The organism is Pseudomonas piscis, assembly GCF_009380155.1.
Lineage (GTDB): Bacteria > Pseudomonadota > Gammaproteobacteria > Pseudomonadales > Pseudomonadaceae > Aquipseudomonas > Aquipseudomonas piscis.
Genome location: NZ_WHUV01000002.1, coordinates 734,345 through 753,105, shown reverse-complemented (window position 1 = coordinate 753,105; position 18,761 = coordinate 734,345). Strand labels below are relative to the sequence as shown.

Annotated in this window: 14 protein-coding genes and 1 riboswitch; of the genes, 8 read left to right on the top strand and 6 right to left on the bottom strand. The window is 63.6% G+C overall.

Annotated elements, in window-relative coordinates; translation table 11 throughout:
• Positions 1–156: 156 nt before the first annotated feature.
• The gene (locus GDH07_RS13450) at positions 157–1,521 is read right to left on the bottom strand and encodes a hypothetical protein (protein ID WP_152897852.1); all 1,365 of its coding nucleotides are present in this window, start codon (positions 1,519–1,521) and stop codon (positions 157–159) included.
• A gap of 216 nt (positions 1,522–1,737) precedes the next feature.
• Complete coding sequence (locus GDH07_RS13445) at positions 1,738–2,661, bottom strand: NAD-dependent epimerase/dehydratase family protein (RefSeq protein WP_053129838.1); 924 nt, start codon at positions 2,659–2,661, stop codon at positions 1,738–1,740.
• Positions 2,662–3,107: 446 nt separating this feature from the next.
• Here GDH07_RS13445 and GDH07_RS13440 point away from each other — a divergent pair, with 446 nt between their 5' ends.
• A complete protein-coding gene (locus GDH07_RS13440; RefSeq protein ID WP_152897851.1) occupies positions 3,108–4,799 on the top strand; it encodes a SulP family inorganic anion transporter in 1,692 nt (563 codons plus the stop codon).
• Between the two features lie 57 nt (positions 4,800–4,856).
• On the opposite strand, the gene GDH07_RS13435 is transcribed toward GDH07_RS13440, so the two are convergent.
• Positions 4,857–7,004, bottom strand: a complete 2,148-nt coding sequence (locus GDH07_RS13435; protein WP_152897850.1) for a TonB-dependent receptor — start codon at positions 7,002–7,004, stop codon at positions 4,857–4,859.
• Between the two features lie 111 nt (positions 7,005–7,115).
• Positions 7,116–7,319, bottom strand: a riboswitch (cobalamin riboswitch).
• 258 nt (positions 7,320–7,577) lie between these two features.
• On the opposite strand from GDH07_RS13435, the gene GDH07_RS13430 reads away from it, so the two are divergent.
• Positions 7,578–8,732 (top strand): ankyrin repeat domain-containing protein, encoded by a 1,155-nt coding sequence (locus tag GDH07_RS13430; RefSeq protein ID WP_152897849.1) that lies wholly within the window; start codon positions 7,578–7,580, stop codon positions 8,730–8,732.
• Positions 8,733–8,809: 77 nt separating this feature from the next.
• Here GDH07_RS13430 and GDH07_RS13425 read toward each other — a convergent pair whose 3' ends face one another.
• Entirely contained in the window at positions 8,810–9,469 is a 660-nt protein-coding gene (locus tag GDH07_RS13425; protein ID WP_022644452.1) for a hypothetical protein, read from the bottom strand.
• A gap of 164 nt (positions 9,470–9,633) precedes the next feature.
• Here GDH07_RS13425 and idi point away from each other — a divergent pair, with 164 nt between their 5' ends.
• On the top strand, positions 9,634–10,149 hold the full coding sequence (idi, locus tag GDH07_RS13420; RefSeq protein ID WP_152897848.1) for an isopentenyl-diphosphate Delta-isomerase: 516 nt from the start codon (positions 9,634–9,636) through the stop codon (positions 10,147–10,149).
• Between the two features lie 72 nt (positions 10,150–10,221).
• On the opposite strand, the gene GDH07_RS13415 is transcribed toward idi, so the two are convergent.
• Positions 10,222–10,863: a TetR/AcrR family transcriptional regulator gene (locus GDH07_RS13415; protein WP_152897847.1), complete on the bottom strand. Its 642-nt coding sequence runs from the start codon at positions 10,861–10,863 to the stop codon at positions 10,222–10,224.
• A 166-nt stretch (positions 10,864–11,029) separates the two neighbouring features.
• Here GDH07_RS13415 and GDH07_RS13410 point away from each other — a divergent pair, with 166 nt between their 5' ends.
• The 3 genes from GDH07_RS13410 to fahA are packed head-to-tail and all read left to right on the top strand — an operon-like array spanning position 11,030 to position 14,447.
• Entirely contained in the window at positions 11,030–12,274 is a 1,245-nt protein-coding gene (locus tag GDH07_RS13410) for an MFS transporter (RefSeq protein WP_152897846.1), read from the top strand.
• Between the two features lie 35 nt (positions 12,275–12,309).
• Entirely contained in the window at positions 12,310–13,116 is an 807-nt protein-coding gene (locus GDH07_RS13405) for a cyclase family protein (protein ID WP_053129882.1), read from the top strand.
• A 26-nt stretch (positions 13,117–13,142) separates the two neighbouring features.
• Positions 13,143–14,447: a fumarylacetoacetase gene (gene fahA, locus GDH07_RS13400; protein ID WP_152897845.1), complete on the top strand. Its 1,305-nt coding sequence runs from the start codon at positions 13,143–13,145 to the stop codon at positions 14,445–14,447.
• A 35-nt stretch (positions 14,448–14,482) separates the two neighbouring features.
• On the opposite strand, the gene GDH07_RS13395 is transcribed toward fahA, so the two are convergent.
• Positions 14,483–15,304, bottom strand: coding sequence for a helix-turn-helix transcriptional regulator (locus GDH07_RS13395; RefSeq protein ID WP_178124057.1), 822 nt, complete (start codon positions 15,302–15,304; stop codon positions 14,483–14,485).
• Between the two features lie 503 nt (positions 15,305–15,807).
• On the opposite strand from GDH07_RS13395, the gene GDH07_RS13390 reads away from it, so the two are divergent.
• Both GDH07_RS13390 and GDH07_RS13385 read left to right on the top strand, forming a co-directional pair.
• Positions 15,808–16,968, top strand: a complete 1,161-nt coding sequence (locus GDH07_RS13390) for an HlyD/EmrA/EmrK family protein (RefSeq protein ID WP_178124056.1) — start codon at positions 15,808–15,810, stop codon at positions 16,966–16,968.
• Complete coding sequence (locus GDH07_RS13385; protein WP_053129894.1) at positions 16,965–18,482, top strand: MFS transporter; 1,518 nt, start codon at positions 16,965–16,967, stop codon at positions 18,480–18,482. Before GDH07_RS13390 ends, GDH07_RS13385 begins: the two co-directional genes overlap by 4 nt.
• Positions 18,483–18,761: the final 279 nt, after the last annotated feature.

Here is an 18,761-nt window from a genome sequence, read left to right as displayed (position 1 = left end):
CTAAGAACGAATGCCCGCAGGTCGACGGTGGCGTCGCCCAGGAGAACGCGACGACGCCATCGTTGTGGACTCGGTGCTGCCCATCACGCCGGGCGTGCTCCGGAGCACCTTCGCCCATGGCGCTCGCACAGCACTGGCCACGGGCGGCTGGCAGAGTCAATCACCGCGCTGGAAGGCCTCCTCGGCGGGCAGCAGCGGGATCTTCGACGACACCGGCGTACCGACGCTGGAACTCTTGAGCTTGAAGGTGCTGCTGTCCGCCTTCAGCGCCGTCGGGTGCTGGGTCTTGTTCCAGGCATGCCAGTTGGCCACTCCCAGGGCCATTTGCAGGGAGTAGTCCAGTGAGTTGAAGCCGGGGATGAAGGGCTCGTCGGATTTGAGATTGCGGTAGAACAGGCGCACCGCTTGCTCATTGACCTTGCATGTGGGCTGGCGCACGTAAGTCTGCTGGTTCTCGAGCTCGACCACTTCCAGGCAGTTGTCGTCAGTCTTGGGGTTGAAGTCCGGTCCGGGCCCGCCATTGGTATCCATGGCCCGGCTGTGGCAGCTCATGCAACTGGAAAGCGGGCTGTCCACCGGGCCGTTCATGCGTCCCAGGTAGCCCATCTGGTCGTCCGGTGCGCGGTTAGCGAACATCGCCTTGGCCTCGGGATTGACCCAGCTTTCCCCCGGACGCTTGCCGGCCTGGTAATCGGCGTAGGTGAAGTCCGTCGAGTTGCCCCATTCCAGGCCCACGGGGATCAGGTTGTCCCAGTAGTTGGCCGCGCCCCGGGCGCCGTTGAACACAAAGGTCCCGAACACCCAGCCGCTATGAGTCGCGTCGGCCTGCCCCTTGACCGCGATATCCATTTGCAGCAGGCGCAGGTTTTGCGGATTGCGCTTGTTGGTAATGTCCGCTTGCCACTGAAGGTTGTTGCCCTTGAGGTAGGGCGCCTCGCTATCGGTAGCATCGGTGAACAGCAGCTTGGCGGTGACCGTACCCACGGGGAACACCACCTGGGTCGTGGTGGGGCGTGCCTTGTCTTGCCATACCTTGCCGAAGCTGCTGCCACCGATGTCGTTGTAGAAGCCTACCGCCCAGTTGTTGGTGCGTCGGGTCTGGTCAGGTCCCAGCTCGTGCAGGCGGCTGCCTCTTTCCATGGTCAGGCCATGGACCGGCTCGCGCTTGGCATGCATCCAGGGGGCGTGATACCAACGCCGGATGGGGTTCTTTTGCAGTTCCCAGTCGACACCGGTATTGCCTTCGACCACATAGGCCAGTACCTGGGCCATGTATTTAGCTGGATCGGTCTTGTAGTCGGTATGGCTCCAGGGGAAGTCCGTGGCAGGGGCTGGCGGGCTCGTCGGGTACTGGTTGCTGATGGCAAAGCAGGGAAAACCACTGATGCAGGGCGCCTTGGCGGAGGTGTTGAATAGCTTGATGGCCTCCTGGTCGTGATCGTCGTTGGACAGTGCATGGGCGTCCAAGACGTAGGCGGGCAGGGTGAACAGGGTGCAAAGCAGCAAGGATCTGTATGACATAGCACTCTCCTTGGCCATGGGTCATTGCGATCAAGCTTGACTGCGCAGGGCTGCTTGGACGCGCTGCACCGGGCACTGATAGTTATCAGCTTGGGAAGCTACGTGCCGATTACGAACGTCCGTGCACACCACAACACTAGATGAAAAAACCGCTGTGGGTACTAGCAAGGCGAGCGGTGAGCGGCCGGCAGCGCGGCTTTCGTCCACCGTGCCGGCTCAGTGGCGGCCCAGCACCTGCTCCAGCCCCTGGCGGTAGGTAGTGACCTGGAACTCGGGGAAGCGCTGCTTGAATTTCGACGAATCGAACAGGTTGTCGTATTCGTAGCGCGGCAGCAGTTCGCGCAGCTCGCGGACTTGGCTGGAAACCAGGCCCGCGGCCAGCAGGGTCCATTTGCCCAGTACCTTGTAGGAGGGCGCCTTGCCCTGCACCTGTGCAGCGAGGCCGACCAGTTCCTTGTAGGTCAGGCGTTGATCGTCGCAGGGCAGGTGCCAGGTCTGCCCATAGGCATCTGCTGTATTGCCGAGCAGCCCCAGGGCGCGACTGGCGTCGGGGGTCCAGATCAGCGTGCGCTTGGTGTCGTCGCGCACCGGCACTCGCGGCGTCTTGCCAGCCTTGAGGTTATCCAGGACCAGGCTGTTGGTGATGCTCTGGGTCTTGCCGGGGCCATAGAACTCCGGCGCCCGGCCGATCAGCACCGGAATGTCGCCGCGGGCCATCTCCTGCAGCACCATGGAGGCCATGGCCGCCCGGACCTGGCCCTTGCGGCCGACGGGCTGGAAGGGCGCGTCTTCGGTGAGCAGCCGATCGTTTTGCGGGTACATGTAGGTGTTGTCGAAATAGACGAACTTGGCGTTGGCTGCGCGCGTCGCTTCGAGAGCGTTTTTCAGCATCAACGGAAATTGCTGCTCCCACAGGCGAGTGTCCGGCGGCAGGCCAGCGGTGAAATACACGATGCTGCTGCCCTCGATGGCCTTGGCGGCCTGGTCGGCATCCAGCAGGTCGGCCGGTAGCAAGGTGTCGGATGGGTTGACCTTGGCCGGGTTGCGACTGACCAGCCGCAGCTCATCGGTATGGCTGCTGGACAGTTCTCGCGCCAGCTCCACGGCGATCTGCCCACTGGCTCCCAATATGGTTTGCATGCTGTGTCCCTGAGTCGTTGAAGAAGTTGCGCAGTCGCCGCGTGGAGCCTGCGGGCCAACCTCGATCGGTTGTTCGGCAGCCCCGGCCCATTGAGCTTAGCGAATCCACGTGTGCCTGCCGGCCATGGGGCTTGGGCGAGATCGATTGGTGAATCGAAAGACCGTGGTTCTGCGGCCACGGGAAAACCTTAACTTTAAAGTTATCTTTAAGGTCAAGCGTTTATCCGGTGGTGAAATCCAGCACGCTGGCAGCTCTTGGCGTTAGCTTCTATCGGTATCCGTCGATGCGTCAGGCCAACGTTCGACGATCCGCATAAAAGCTGCTCCAGCTCATGGCGTTCGAGTGCGCGATTGGCTTCAATAGCGGGCTGCGTCGCCTTGCCTGCCGCATGGCTTGCAAGGGCATGGATGAATAACAAGAACGGAACACTTCGAAAGGACCCTGCATGTTGCTCTCCCGCTATCTGTCCGGCCTGTCCAACTTGCTGCACTACCGCCGTGAATGGTTGCGCGCCGACCTGCGGGCCGGTTTGTCGGTGGCGGCGATCCAGATTCCCATCGCCATCGCCTATGCCCAGATCGTCGGGCTGCCTGCGCAGTACGGGCTCTATGCCTGCGTGCTGCCGATGATCGTCTATGCCCTGGTCGGCAGCTCGCGGCAGTTGATGGTCGGCCCCGATGCCGCCACCTGCGCCATGCTCGGCGGGGCCGTGGCGCCCCTGGCCATGGGCGACCTGCAGCGCACCGTCGAGTTGTCGATGATCGTCACCGTGCTGGTGGGGCTGATGCTGATCGCCGCGGGGATCGCCCGGGCCGGGTTCATCGCCAGCTTCTTCTCGCGGCCGATCCTCATCGGCTACCTGAACGGCATCGGCCTGAGCCTGATCGCCGGGCAAATGGGCAAGGTGGTGGGCTTCAAGATCGAGGGCGAGGGCTTCATCCTCGGGCTGATGGACTTTCTCCAGCGCCTGGGCGAGATCCACTGGCTGACCCTGGCCATCGGCTTGGCCAGCCTGGGCCTGCTGATCGGCTTGCCGCGCCGCTATCCACGGTTGCCGGCGGCGCTGGTGACGGTGGCGGTGTTCACCTTGCTGGCCGGGGTCTTCGGCCTCGACCAGTTCGGCGTGGCGGTCTTGGGCCATGTGCCTGCCGGCATCCCCGAACTATCCTGGCCCAGCACCACCCTGGAAGAGAGCAAGAGCCTGCTGCGCGACGCCCTGGGTATCGCCACGGTGAGTTTTTGCAGCGCCATGCTCACCGCCCGCAGCTTCGCTGCGCGCCACGGTTACGCGATCAATGCCAACCATGAGTTCATCGCCCTGGGCATGAGCAACCTGGCGGCGGGGGCCTCCCAGGGCTTCGCCATCAGCGGCGCGGATTCGCGCACCGCGGTCAACGACATGGTCGGAGGCAAGAGCCAGTTGGTGGGCATCATCGCCGCCGGGGCGATCGCCCTGATCCTGTTGTTCTTCACCGCGCCCATGGCCTGGATCCCGCAGCCGGCCCTGGGCGCGGTCCTGCTGATGGCCGGCTGGGGCCTGATCGATGTGAAATCCCTCGGGCAGATCCACAAGCTCAGCCGCTTCGAGTTCTGGCTGTGCTTGCTGACTACGGTGAGCGTGCTGGGCCTGGGGGTATTGCCGGGGATCATGTTCGCCGTGACCCTGGCCATCCTGCGCCTGCTGTACAGCATCTACCAGCCCACCGACGCGGTACTGGGCTGGATGCCAGGCATCGAAGGCCAGGTCGATATCAGCAAGTATCCGCAGGCCCGGACCGTGCCCGGGCTGGTGGTGTATCGCTTTGACGACGCGATCCTGTTCTTCAACGCCGACTACTTCAAGATGCGCCTGCTGGAGAACATCGGGCGCGACGGCAAGCCCGAGGTGGTGTTGTTCGATGCCGAGGCGGTCACCGATATCGATGTCAGCGGCATCGCGGTGCTGCGGGAAATCCGCGACACCCTGGCCGCCCAGGGCATTCACTTCGCCATCGCCCGTGCCCGCGGCACCTTCCTGAAGATGCTGGAGCGCTCGGGGATGAGTGCGGAAATGGACGAGCAGCTGCTGTTCGGCTCGGTACGTGCGGGGATCAGGAGCTACCGGATCTGGCGCAACAGCATGCGCGGCAAGCAGTGAGGCGGGGCGGGCGTGAAGGGTGCTACCGCAAACCCTGGGTTTACGGTAGCCATAGCCTCAGAAGCTGTAGTCTGCGCTCACGAACAGCGATCGGGGCTCGCCCATCAACCATTGCTGGCCGCTGTTTTGCTGGGCCACGGCATATCGGCGGTCCAGCAGGTTGTTCAGTTGCAGGTTGAGGCGTACGTCCGGCAGCGCCTGCCAGCCCAGGTTGGCATCCAGCACGGTATAGCCCGGTACATCGACGGTGTTGGCAGTGTTGGCATACCTGGCGTCGACATAGCGCAGGCCCATGCCTGCTTCCAGGTCTTGGGCCAAGGTCTTGTTCAGCCACAGGTTGGCAGTGCGCCGCGGCACATTGCTCGGACGGTTGCCTGCACGGGAGACCAGCTTCCCGGAGACCACCTCGTCGAAGTCATCGTACTGGGCACGAACCGCTGAAGCGTTGGCCGAGATTTGCCAGCCGTGATCCAGAGCCAGTTCCAGCGAGGCTTCCAGGCCGTCGGACGATTGTTGGCCAATCTGTTGTGCCAGGCGGGTCAGCGGGTCGGTCGCCAGCAGCTTTTTCTTGACGATTTGGTAGGCCGCCAGCGTCCATTCGCCACGACCATCCCAGAACTGCTGCTTGAGGCCGAACTCGGTCTGCTTGGCTTCGGTCAGGTCCATCTGCATTTGGGTCGGATTGAGACTGATCAGGTTGTTGATGCCGTCTTCACTGGTGGAGTACTGGCCATACAGTGAGAGCTGATCAGTGACCGCGAACACCAGGCCAGCGCGCCAGTTACCACCCGCAAGGCTGCGATCGGTCCGGGTATCGGCGCGCAGGTCGGTGCGATCGATATGGTTCTGGTCGCGGCGGATACCGGTCACCAACGACCAGCGCTCCGACAGTTGCAGGCGGTTTTCCGCAAACAGTGCAAAGGTACGGGTGGTGCTGGCGGTCTGGGGCGAGAAGGCCGACTTGCTGTGGAAATAACCCGGAGCCGGGTTCCACGGATCGATGTAGTCACCGCCGATATCCTTGTAGGGCGAGTTGTTGGCCACGCCGAAACGGATCCGGTTGTACTCCAGGCCGACCACGGTCTTGCTGTCCAACCCGAACAGCGAATGATCGAAGGTGAAGCTCTGGCGATCGCCGATCTGTTCCTGGTCGTGCTTGATCTCCAGGTTGTCGCCTCGCAATAGCTGCTCCCTGGAGCCGACCCAGTTGTAGGCCTCGGCATTGCGCCAGTGGCGACGGCTCTTGATGTAGTAGAGCTGGTTGCTGGCGCTGAGGTTGTCGTTGAGCACCCACTCGGTGTTCAGGCGCGTCCATTCATCGTTGTAACGCTGTACCGCGTTACGCAGGTTGTAGTTCTTGTCCCGCAGGCTGTCGCGGTAGCGGCCGGCGATCAGCGGCGTGCCAAAGTAGCTGGCCGGCTCGCTCTCTCCACGTTCGTGGGCCAGGGTGAAACTCAGGTCTTCATTGGCTTGCCAGCGCAACGCTGCGCTCAATGCCTGGTTGCGTGATTGGCCGTGGTCGACCCAGCCATTGCTGTGCTGCTGGTTCAGCGTCAGGCGATAGCTGAGGGTGTCGGTGAGCGAGCCACCGCTATCCAGGCCCATTTGTTGCCGGTCATTGGAGCCATAGCCCAGGCGCAGGCGGTTATGGATCTCACCTTCGAAGGGCTTCTTGGGGATCACATTGATCACCGCTCCAGTGGCGCCTTCGCCGTAGAGCACCGAGGCTGGGCCGCGGATGATATCGATGCGCTCCACTAGCCACGGATCCACCGGGAACGTCTGGCTGCCGGCACCGGTATACAAGCGTGAGCCGTCGAACAGCGTCATGACCGAACTATGGCCGGTGAACCCCCGCGCCGACAGCGCCGTATTACCGTTGCCAGGCGTGGCGACGCTGGTGATGCCCACTGAACGGGTGACCGCGTCCTGGATCGTCAGGTTGTTGCGGGCTATGGCCTCACTGTCGAGGCTGCTGGTGCTGGCCGGAGTTTCCAAGGCCGTCAGGTTCAGGCGTGAACCGGCCGGCAGGGGAGTACTCAAGGAGATTGGACTATCGGTGGCCTGTGCCGTCACCTGCGCTTGCGGCAAAACCAGGGAGGGCTGTTGCCCAGCCAGCGCCAGGGGCGTGAGGCTCATGCAAGGCAACAGGGTGAAATACAGCCAGGGGTAAGACCGGGGTAGCAACACAGAAGTGCGGGACATGCGATTCCTACTGCTTATCAGGAATGAATGAATCCCGGAGGGAACAACGCATAGGCAAGCGCAGGCACGCGAGCCCACGCAAACCGGACTGCGCCCGCCCACCGCGGGGTTGTCAAACGACGTTGCAGGCCGGTCTCCGGGCTTGCGAGGGACATGAAGCAATCACCTTCCCATGCCTTGGCACAGTGGTCTGTCGATTGCTTCGCTCGCTTACCGTTGCGGGGGCAGCGCCGGACTGATCATCGCAATGACGCACCGGCTTCCCGTTTAACCCCATGCGCGGCGGCATGGGACACCTGAAACTGGCGCGCATCTGACCACCGGCGAGACCCTCGCGTCAATGGCACCTGACTATCACTAGGGGCGTCGGAGCACGCTTTCATTTCGATGGTGCTGATGCTGCTTGGCTTGCAACTGGAGGTAGCCGTGTCATTGGCCATGGCCATTGTTGCCGCAAGCCCTGGCGATGTTCCGGCTGGGTCGGCGCCTGGAGCACAGGTGCGCCGTTACCGAAGTGGTTGACGAGCGCGGCGGTTAACGACTCAATGCGCCCCCGGAGCGTATCGACAGAACATGGACCTGCACCTGATGACCGAGTGGCAACGACTTTACGAAGAACACGAGACCCAGCTGGATCGCCTCTACGAGGATGTCCTGGAGGGCAGGGTGGAGCGATTGCGGGCCTTTGCCCAACAGTATCCGCAGTTGCTGGAGCTGCCCCGCTATGGCTCCGCCGGGGATATCGGCCTGCTGCATATGGCCGCCAGCGAAGGCCAGGCCGAGGTTTGCCAACTACTGCTCGAGCTGGGCCTGGAGGTGGATCAGCCGGTGCGGGTCAGTGGCCAGGAAACGGCGCTGGGGCTGGCGGCCAGCGAAGGGAGCCTGCCGACCTGCACCGTGTTGCTCGACGCCGGCGCCAGTGCCAATGGCCTGTCATTGAGCATCTGCCCGCCACTTTACTCGGCCGCGCTGGCGGGCCATGACCAGGTGGTCGCACTGCTTCTGGCGCGGGGCGCCGCGGTCAACCAATTGCATCGGCGCTTCAACAACAGCGCCCTGGATGCCGCGCGCACCTGGGGCCACCCGGCGGTTGCAGAGCTGCTGCAAGCCAATGGCGCACAGAGCATCCTGGATATCGATACCCCGGACGTCGAGGGGCCAGGGCAGGCGATCGCGACCTTCGTCCACAACAGCGCCGGCTGGGTGCTGCCGGCGCTGTTCAGTCCACCCAGCGCAGACCCTCGGTTTTCGCTGCATATCAGCCTGCTGACCAAGGGGCGCTACAAGCTGTTGTTCACCATTGGCCTGTACCGCACCACTCCCATGACCGAGCTGTTCGTCTGCCTGCCCGAGGACTGGGCGCTTCCCCAGCATGGACTGGCGCAACAGCCAGCCTGGTGCTTCCCGGTGCAGCTACTGGCTCGCCTGGCGCGCCAGAGCCTGGAACACCAGGCCTTGGGCGAGGGGATGCTGGTGCTGCGTGATGATCCTGGCTATGGGGACCTGGCCTGGCCCGATTCGGTGGATGCGATGCTGGTGGTGGACAAACCCTGGGACCCGGCATCCGCGGCCGAGGAGATTGCCGACGATGACCGGGTGGCCCTGTTGTTGCTGGTCCCGGTGACGTTCACTACCAAGGGCAGGCCCACCGGCGAGGCCCTGGATGCCCTGGTCGCCCGCAAGCGCAAGGCGAGCTGGAAGGTCCTGGCGCTCAAGTCCACGGCCTGATACCCGGGCGAGGGAAATGGCGGCCCCCGCCGGCCCATGGGCGCCGACGGGGACAGTAATGGGTCAAGCAGAGGGCGTTACTGGGTGATGGTCAGGCTGCCGGTGGCCTGGACCGAGCCATACCGAATGCGCGAATAGACCGGGTCGCTGTAGCTGAAGTCCATGACGGTGCCCATGGAGCCAAGATGTATGGCCTGGCAGCTGAAGTTCACTGCCACTTGCCCGCCATAGGGCGTGACGCCAATGGCGACCTGGGTCGGCCCGGTCCATTCGATCTTGCAGCCCAGCGTGCTGCCCCCGGCGCTGGTGTTGTAGCCTCGGCAATTCAAGCTGGCGTTACCGTTGCTGGTGCTGGGGAAGCCAGCCCATTTGGCGATGGCCAGGTTGGCCGAGCAGGAGGTGTTGATGCTGTTGGCCCCCGGAGCAAGCTTGTAGACCCCGGAAGGCGGCGCGAGGGTGGCGGTAACAGGAGTCAGCGGCAGTGGCGAGAACGTTGCGGCGGCCTGGTTTTCAACCACCGTCGTCCTCGATGGAGGAAGCTTGCACACCACCACGGCACCGACGTCGTCGGACTTCTTCAGTTCACCCAGGGCGGTAATGTCAGAGCCGCCCCTGGACTCGCAGAAGAGTTTTCGCAGCTGGGCTTTTTCTTCGATATCGGCCGTGGATGAGGCCTGGGCCAGGGGGGCGAGTGCCAGGCCGATGACTCCTGCCAGCAACAGGCGTGAAAGATTCATGATCGATTCCTTATCGATGTTAAGACCGGGCGAAGGGTATGCCCGGCCTGTGGCCGATTTAATGACAAAAGCTCGGGTGCGGGCCTGGACTAAGCTGGATCGCAGTTGCGATGGCGCCTTGAGCCCATCGCTGAAAACCCACCCCACAACGCGAGGAAGGCTACATGCCGCACATCGAGGTAATCCTGGTGGATGACAACGACAGGGAGGTGGGCTTCATGGAGAAGCTGGCCGCCCACAAGGTCGGGGCGCGCCACCGGGCGGTATCGGTCTATGTGTTCAACAGCCGCAATGAACTGCTGCTGCAAAGGCGCGCAGCGCGCAAATATCATTGCGGCGGTCTATGGAGCAACACCTGTTGCGGGCACCCGCTGCCAGGCGAGAGCACCGATCATGCGGCGCAAAGACGCCTGGAAGAGGAGATGGGCTTGACCTGCCCGGTGACCAAGCGCTTCGAGCTCGGTTACTTTCTCCATCTGCCGGGAGGCTTGATCGAGCACGAATACGGGCACCTGTACTTTGCCCGTTGCGATGTTGAGCCCGTCTTGAATCCCGACGAAGCGGACGCCTTTACGTATCGCTCCCTCGAGGACATTCGCCAGGATATCCAGGCACATCCGGACGACTACACGCCCTGGTTCAAGTTCACCTTCCCCGAGGTCATGAACCTCGAGATCTAGTGCCCGCTACTGCTGGCGCAGCGCTTTTCGCGGGCATGGGCACGCCCGCAGATGCCCGCTTCAGCGACAGGGTTACGCGGTCGTGGCACGGATCCCGGCCGTGATGAAGGAGATCAGGTAGTTGGTCTTCACCTCGATATCCATGGCCTTGACCTCGCCAGCGGAGATCCGCTCGATGCGCTCGTCGAACACGCTCATGACCAGGGCGCCGACAGCGAAGTGATAGGCCCAATGCGCCGCGGCCGCCGTGATGTCGGGCAGGGCCTGGCGGATAGCGGCGATGAACTCGGCGGCGAACGGGTCGAACAGCGCCTCGACGATGCCCCGGCCTGCCTCCTTGGGGTCGGAAGACTCGCGCGCCACCAACTTGGCATAGGCAACTCCCGCCTCGTCATGCTGGATGCTCATCACGGGGGTCACGAAGGCCCGGACGATGTGCTCCAACGGATCTTCTGCGTCCGCCAGAGGCTGGCGCAACAAGGCTTGCCGGGCTTCGAGCACGGACTTGCGCCGCTCGAAAAGCTCGCGATACAGGTTGAGCTTGGTCTTGAAGTGGTACACCACCAGGGGCAAGCCCACGTTGGCCGCCGCCGCGATATCGCGCATCGAAACACCGTCATAGCCACCCTCGGCGAACAGGCGCTCGGCGGCATCGAGAATCGACTCACGCTTGCTTACCACGGCCATCTCTTGCTTCTGGGGTACCTGGGTCATCGACATCCTCAAGGCTTGCTGGGCAGGCGCTGATTGTGCCTGCCCGACCCGGCCCACGCCACCGCATCGACTTGGCTAGACTGGCTAACTGTACGTGTGTATAGTTTTGCGCAAAACAACAAAACCACCGCTCCGCTCGAGCATGGTGGTACCTCCAGGAGTCAGCATGACGACCCAACCCGACAGCTTGAAATGGCGTGTCCTCATCGGTTCCTTCCTCAGCTACACCTTCGATGCCCTGGACATCCTGGTGCTGATCATCGCCTTGCCGACCATCCAGGAAAGCCTGCATATCAGTGCCAGCCAGGCCGGGCTGATGGTGACCGCCACCTTGCTCGGGGTCGGCGTCAGCAGCCTGGTGATGGGCACCCTGGCCGATACCCTGGGCCGCAAGAAAGCCCTGTTGGCATCGCTGGTGGCATTCGGTGGGCTGACCATGGCCATTGCCGCGGCGAGTGACTGGAAGCAGATCCTGGTCCTGCGCTTTTTCGCCGGACTTGGGCTGGGTGGGGTCTGGGGAATCGTCGCGGCCCACGTACATGAGACCTGGCCGGCCCGGCAGCGGGGCCGGGCGACCGCCTTCGTGCTCAGTGCGTTTTCCGCAGGTTCCGGCCTGGCCGCGCTGCTGGCTGCCGGCCTGCTGCAAGTCTATGGCTGGCGCACGCTGTTTTTCCTCAGCGGTGCGCTGGTGCTGGTGCCGGTGCTGTATGTCGCATTGCGGGTTCCGGAGTCCGCCGCCTGGCTTGCCAGGCGCCACCGCCAACCGGAACGGGCGGACGCCCGGCCGGCGCTGGCCATCGCACAGCTGTTCGGCCCGGGCCTGGCCCGCCGGACGCTCCTGGGCAGCGCAGCCTCGGCCCTGGCGCTGACGGCCTATTGGGGGACGATGACCTGGATCCCGACCTTCCTGGTCAAGCATCACGGGCTTTCATCCACCACCATGGCGAACCTGATCGCGGTGATGAACGTTGGCGCGTTCATCGGCTACAACCTGTTCGGCTGGCTCGCCGACCGCCTGGGCAAGCGGCGCATGGTCATCGTCTCCCTGGTGGGGTCGGGGCTCATGCTCCCGGTCTACATCTGGGTGGCAGACAGCACCCTGTTGCTGTTGCTGGGCCCGGTTTACGCCTTCTTTCTGTCGTTTGTCGGGCTGTTCGGCTCGTATTTCGCCCAGTTGTACCCCACCCATCTGCGGGCGTCCGGCGCCGGTTTCTGCTTCAACACCGGACGCGGCCTGTCGGCGTTCTCGCCGATCCTCCTGGGATCGCTGGCGAGCAGCGTGGGGCTCGGCCTGAGCCTCGGTTTTTGCGGCGTGCTGTTCCTGCTCGCCGCCGTAGCAGTCTGCTGGCTACCCGCCCAAGTGCAGGGGGTCGGCGATCCTGAGCCATTGCCGGTGGCTGACAGGGTTTGATTGGCATGCAACTTCCTGAATGAGGAGTCATAGAAATGGGACGTCGATTTGTAGATCTTTCAATCTTCCTTGAGAACGATGTGATATCCGACCCGCCCGGGTATGGGCCGAAAATCCAGTATCTGGATCACCGGACGACAGCGGAGCAGGTCACCTCGTTCTTTCCCGGCCTGCAGGTCTCGGACCTGCCCGACAGCGAAGGCTGGGCCATCGAGCATGTGCAACTCAACACCCACAACGGCACGCACCTGGACGCGCCGTATCACTTCCACAGCACGATGAACGAGTCATTCGGCGAGCGTGAGCGGGCCATCACCATCGACGAGGTGCCGCTGGAGTGGTGCTTCCAGCCGGGAGTGAAACTGGACTTCACCCGGTTTCCCGATGGCTACGTAGTCACCGCGCAAGATGTCGAGGCGGAACTGGCGCGGATCGGCCACCAGCTCAGCCCGCTGGAGATCGTGGTGGTCAACACCGCTGCGGGCAAGCAGTACGGCCAGCCGGGGTACGTATCGGCGGGCTGCGGCATGGGTTTGGAGGCCACCATGTACCTGCTCGAGCGCGGCGTGCGCCTGACCGGCACCGATGGCTGGAGCTGGGATGCGCCCTTCGTGCATACCGCCAAGAAGTACGCCCAGACCCAAGACCCAGCGCTGATCTGGGAAGGGCACAAGTCTGGTCGCAACATCGGCTATTGCCACCTGGAGAAGCTGCACAACCTCGAAGCCTTGCCCTCCACGGGCTTCTTCATTTCCTGCTTCCCCTGCAAGATCCGTAGCGCGTCGGCCGGCTGGACCCGCGCCGTGGCCATCTTCGACGACGCGCTCAAGGCCGGGGCATGAGCGCCAACGCACCCCAGGAGAACCCCATGCATTTGAACCACACCCATGATGCGACGCGCCTGAGTTGGTTGGCCGAAGCCAATGACCGCGCCACCGACTTTCCCTTGCAGAACCTGCCGCTGTGCGTGTTTCGCCGTCGCGATGGCGACGAAGCCTGGCGTGGCGGCGTGGGCATCGGTGACCAGATCGTCGACCTGGCAGCCTTGTCTCGTACCCGGTGCGTCAGCGGTGAACTGGCCGCAGCCGTGCAGGCCGCGGCGGGGGCATCGCTCAATCCGCTGCTGGAGCTGGGGCCCGAGGCCTGGCAAACCCTGCGCCATGGGCTCTTTGCTCTGCTGGAAGCCGGCAGCCAGGACGAGCCCACCGTGCGCCAGGTCCTGATCAGCCAGGAGGAGGTCGCATACCGGATGCCGGTCCAGGTCGGGGACTACACCGACTTCTATGCCTCCCTCGATCATGCGGTGAACTGCTGCCGCCAGTTCGGCCTTGAGGTGTACCCCAACTTCGACTGGCTGCCGATTGCCTATCACGGCCGTGCTTCATCCATCGAGGTCAGCGGGCAGAAGGTCTACCGGCCCATGGGCCAGAGCCGCCCGGATGCCGCTGCCGCTCCGGTCTTCGGACCTTGCCAGCGCCTGGACTACGAACTGGAGATCGGCGCGGTGATCGGCCGCGGCAATGCCCGTGGCAGCCGCATTGCGCTGGAGGATGCCCAACAGCACATCTTCGGCCTGTGCCTGCTCAACGACTGGTCCGCACGGGACATCCAGACCTGGGAGATGAACCCGCTGGGGCCGTTTCTCGCCAAGAACTTCGCCACCACGATATCCCCCTGGATCGTCACCCTCGAGGCCTTGCTGCCGTACCGCACGAGCTGGAGCAGGGCACCGGAGCGGCCGCAACCGCTGGCTTACCTGAGCGCAGCACAGAACGCCGAGGCGGGGGCATTCGATATCCAGCTGGAGGTGTCGATTCAAAGCGCCAGCCAGCGCGCCGCCGGCCAGCAGCCGCGAACCCTGACCCGCACCAGTTTCCGCCATCAGTACTGGACCCTGGGCCAGATGATCGCTCAGCACACCGTGGGTGGCTGCAACCTGCAGAGTGGCGACCTGTTGGGTAGCGGCACGATCTCGGGCCCCACCGCAGGCGAAGCTGGCGCGTTGATCGAACTGACGGTTTGCGCAACGCAACCGGTGGACATCGGCCACGGCGAGCGCCGGGGGTTCCTCGAGGATGGCGACACCGTGCTGTTCAAGGGCTGGTGCCAGCGGGAAGACTTCGTGCGTATCGGTTTTGGCGTCAACCAGGGCACCGTGTACCCGGCGCCATGAGGCGCAGGCACGGCGCGCTCCCTGGCGCCGTGCCTTCAAGCCGCTGGCTCGAAGGCTGCGGCCGAGCGTATGTCCGAAGGGCTGCCGCCGAACCGCTGGCGAAAGCGCGAGGAGAAACGTGAGCTGCAGCTGTAGCCTACTTCGCAGGCGATATTGGCGATCGGCAGATCGGTCAGCTGCAACAAGGTCAGGGCCCTGGCCATGCGCACATCCAACAGCAGTTGCTGGAAGTGGCTGCCTTCCGCTGCCAGCCTGCGGCGTAGCGTCGCCTCGCTCATGGCCAGGTGTCGCGCGACCATGGTCGCCGTCCAGATCGCTCCAGGATCGCTGCCAATCAGTTGCCGCACCCGCAGGGTGATCTGGTTGTTGGAGCTGGTAGCGAAGTAGCCTCCGTGATGGTCGAGCCAGGTCAGCATCTCCGTCAGGCGGCTGGTGACGATGGCCTGGGGCAATTGCAGTTGTTCATCGAAGCCGGCATAAGCGTGGCGAAAGGACGCCAGCAGCCCCTCGCTGCCGCCTTGGATCAACTGCGCATCATTGATCCGCCGCCCCCTGGGCCGCCGTTCCAGGAACGCCTTGACCACCGGATCAGCACACACCAGCACCTGGGCCTCGAAGAAACCCGAGCGAGGGCAGGGGATGTGGATCACATCGAACGTCTGCTCCGAGGCCAGCGCGACGATTTCTCCCGGGCGCACCAGCAACTCATGCCCGGCCCAGCGCAAGCAGCTCTGGCCTTTCCACACCGCCACCAGGCTCGATTGCTCGACATGGATGCGATGGGTGAAGGGTTTTTGGCTATGAATGATCCGGGCGCTGGAACCCAGGTTCGCTCGGCTGGTGATTGAGCGTTTCATTGGCAAGTACTCGATGCGAAGCGAATGTCCCCGCCAGCCAGGTCGAGGTCGAGCGGCTGTACGGTGGCGACCTCGGTCGTGGGTCACAAGCAGTGATTTTATGGCAAAACACGCCTTGTAAAACACCGGCGTCTGGCGGTTGCCCATGTGTTTGTCCGACCTGCCTGTTGTGTCGCAGGCAGCGGCGCCTGGATGGTGCGCTACAGACTTGATCGATTCGACACGATCAATGAGCGGCTCGGTCATGGTGGCAGGCAGTGCCTGGCGGAAAATTCATCGTAGCGGTGCCTGGCACGTCTACAGAGGTGAATGCATGAAACGTTTTTCTCCTGCGACAGCAGGCTGACCCTTCCTTCCTCCGCGGTGCCGGTCGCCTGATCCTGGCCACCGCTCCCCACCCTTGAGCCACGGGTCGTGGCTCCTGAATTGCCTGTGCACAGATCGCTGCAAGCGAGCGGTTTTCGTGCGCGCGCGTGTTTTATCCGGAACGATCAATGAGCCCCATGAACGAACAACATCCCGATCCCCGCAAGAATGCCCGGCGCGCGCAATGGGCGGTCGCCACCTTGGCAGTCATCGGCATCGCGGCCGCCGTCTACCAGGCCGGACTGGATACCGAGGTGACCGAAGATGCCTACGTCCGCGGCAATCTGGTCCAGGTCACGTCCCAGGTCAGTGGTACCGTCACCGCGATCGAAGTCGACGACACCGACAAGGTCGAGCCGGGGCAGCGGTTGATCGCCCTGAGCGACGTGGACCAGGCCCTGGGCCTGGAGCGCGCCAAGGCCGCCCTGGCGACCGCCGTGCGCAACGCCAGGGCGCAGTACCTGCACGTGAAGGAGCTGGAGTCGCAAACCAGCTCGCGGGCCAGCGATTACCAGAAGGCCTCGGCCGATTTCCAAAGGCGCTCGCAACTGGCCGATGCGGGAGCGATCTCCAGGGAGGAACTGAGCCATGCACGCCAGGCCCTGGAGACTGCCAGGGCCGGCCTGTCGGCTGCGCAACAAGCCCTGGCGCAAAGCCAGGCGCTGGTGGAGGGCACGCGACTGCGGTCCCATCCGCTGGTGATGACCGCGGCGAGCGAGGTGCGCGATGCCTTCGTCGCCCTGCACCGCACCCGCATCGGCTCGCCGGTATCGGGCTACGTCACCAGCCGCAACGTGCAGGTGGGGCAACGCATCAGCCCTGGGGTATCGCTGATGTCCGTAGTCCCGCTCGACCAGGTGTGGGTGGACGCCAACTTCAAGGAGTCGCAACTCAAGAACATCCGGATCGGCCAGCAAGTGCTGCTGACTTCGGATGTCTACGGCTCGCAGGTGACCTACAGGGGCAGGGTGGTCGGGGTCGATGCCGGTACCGGCAATGCCTTTGCATTGCTGCCGGCACAGAACGCAACGGGCAACTGGATCAAGGTCACCCAGCGCGTGCCGGTGCGCATCGAGCTTGAACCCAGCGCCTTGAATGAGCATCCGCTGCGTGTGGGCTTGTCGATGAAAGTCGCGATCCAGACCCACGATCGCAGCGGCTTGGTGCTGCGCGAGGATGTCGCGGCGCTCTCGGCCAGCCGTACCACGATCTTCGATCAAGAACTTCAGGACGCCGACCAGCTGGTCGAGGAGATCGTGCAAGCCAACGCAGGGCAACCAGCGATGGCCCGGCAATGAAGAGTGGCCAACACAGGTTGTTGCTGCTGATCTTCCTGCTGTGCTTCGCAGAGTTCCTGCAAAACGGCATGTTCGCCTTTGCTGCCGCGCCGATTCGCGGGGAAATCGGCGCCTCTCCCGAGGAATACAGCCTTGTCACGGCCCTGCATGCCTGGATTGCCATCCTGGGCATCGCGATTCATCGCTGGCTGCTCGAACGCAGCGGCTGGCGCTGGTATGTATTGGCGACCATCGCACTGCATGCGCTGGGGTGCCTGATCTGCGCACAAAGCCACGACCTTGCAAGCTTCAGCCTGGGACGCGCGCTGATGGCTCTGGGCAGCGCGGCCTTCATGATCAGTGCGCGAATGCTGGTCACCCTGATTCCGGCCGGGCCTGGACGCTTCACCGGCATCACCGTGTTCTGCTGCGCCCTGGCGGCCGGGACGGCTTGCGCTCCGGTGGCCTCATCGCTGGCGGTGTCGCTGGATCACTGGCACCTGATGTTCTGGGCACTGATCTGCTGTACCACGGTCGCCGCTTTCCTCGCGGCCGGGGTGCTGCCATCGACTGCCGAGCCTCGGGAGCGGCACAACCAGGCCAGCCTGCTGGACCTGGGGCTGCTGGCAATGGGCTCGTTCTCGTTGCTCTACATCATCCAGCGGCTGTGCTACGACTTCTACGACCATTCACCGATGCTCGTCCTTTGGCTGCTGGTGGCAGTGTCGCTGTTCGGCTACTTCTTCCACCTGCAGCACAGGCAGGCGCCCCTGCTCGAACTGCGGCAGTTGCTCACGCCGCGCTACCTGCTGGGCCTGAGCCTGTTCTCGCTGAGCTACGTGGTGATGAACGCCAACAACTATGTACTGCCGACGCTGCTGCAGACCGGCCTGGGAATGACCTGGGAAAGCATCGCCAGGCTACAGTCCTGCGGCTTGGCGGGCGAGTTGGTGACTTGGTTGATCATGGCCAGGATCCTGTTGCGTGCGCCTTCTCCCAGGAAGTTCTACCTGGCGGGGTTCGCCTGCCTGGGCGGCTTCGGCTGGTTGCTGTCGAACCTGAGCCCTGCGGTCGACCCGCTGCAATACGTGCTGCCGGCCCTGGTGCTCAATGGCTGTTTCGTGATGCTGGTCTTGGGAACCGCCGCGACCCAGACCTTCAGGGAAGCTTCCAGGGACGACAAGCTGCTGTCCCACGCCCAGCAGATCAAGAGCATTTTCGGCCAGTTGGCAATGGCCTCGGGAACCACGATCGCCACGGTGTTCAGCCAGTGGCGAACCACTGAGCAGTACGCCGCCCTCAATGCCAACCTGATGCCGGGACGGCCGGGCTACGAGCAGAGCAGCCAGGTCATGGGCAGTCACTTCAGCCACTTCGCCGAGGCGGGCACGGCAGCCAGGATGGCATTCGCCGAACAGGCCCGGGAGCTGTCCAGCCAGGCCACGCTGCTGGCGAGCATCAATCACTTTCAGATCCTGGTGGCGCTCGCCTGTGCCTGCGCGGTGCTGATCGGCTGGCAACGGATTCATCGCTAGCACCCACGGCTTGCGTCGTGCGCACCTCCTGTCGCCAGAGCCGTGCCCCCTGCGCCACCACCTGCCAGGAAGCCTCGCGGAGTGTTGATTGGCCAGCCGGGGGGCGCGGCCGGCACCTCGGGACAGGGCGGCCATGCAAGGTACGATCTCATGGCTTTTGGTACCAAATATGTTGACTTGGTTCCATGCCTCATGCTCTATTGGTACCACAACAATATCAGTCGGTACCGATCTCCGTTGCATCAGTGGCCAGGGCAGTACCCGGGCCACAGGTCATGA